1 protein-coding gene is annotated in these 671 nt (G+C 37.1%); it reads left to right on the top strand.

Features of this window, described 5'->3' with window-relative positions:
- Positions 1–108: 108 nt before the first annotated feature.
- A partial coding sequence (locus IE271_RS44570; protein WP_190195523.1) for a 6-pyruvoyl trahydropterin synthase family protein occupies positions 109–671 on the top strand: 563 nt, incomplete at its 3' end.

The following is a 671-nucleotide window of genomic DNA, read 5'->3' as shown; positions in this document are numbered from 1 at the left end:
AGGGATTTGATTAAAAGCACGATAAAACGCATTGATTTTAACCGCCCTGAACGCTACTATTATAATTTAAGACTGCCTCTTTATCAGCCATGTTATAGGGAATGAGTAATGGTTATCAGGCGATTGTTCAAATTTTGCGCTAGCCATGTGGTGCGCAATTGCTCTTCTTTAAAATGCGCTCAAAATATCCATGGGCATAATTATGAAGTAGAGGTTTTTATTGAAACCAACCGCTTAGACAGCGCGAACATGGCATTAGATTTTGGGCTGATGCAACAAGAAATGCAAGTTTTCATTGAGTCGTTTGATCATGCCCATCATTTTTGGGACAAAGAAAGCGATGAGTTTCAGCGTTTTATAGAAAATCATTGCGTTCGTTATGTGAAATGCTCGTTCAATTTGAGCGCAGAGAGTTACGCTCTGATGTTTTTATACTACTTGACAAGGATTTTACAAAAAAGCGTTTTTTCCAATAACGAAGGGGAGTTAAAAATCTCTAGCGTGCGCGTGCATGAGACTAAAAACGGCTACGCGGAGAGCTTTTTAAAAGATTTAGAAAACCCACATTTTAAATCTTTAGTGCATAATCATTGCGTCTCTTTCTCACAAGGCATTCAAAATTTGTGGCATGATAAGGATTTTTTTAATAAAATCATTAGCGATGAAAAACA

It is taken from the genome of Streptomyces minutiscleroticus, from assembly GCF_014650875.1.
Lineage (GTDB): Bacteria > Actinomycetota > Actinomycetes > Streptomycetales > Streptomycetaceae > Streptomyces > Streptomyces minutiscleroticus.
This window is presented reverse-complemented; position numbering and strand designations above follow the sequence as displayed.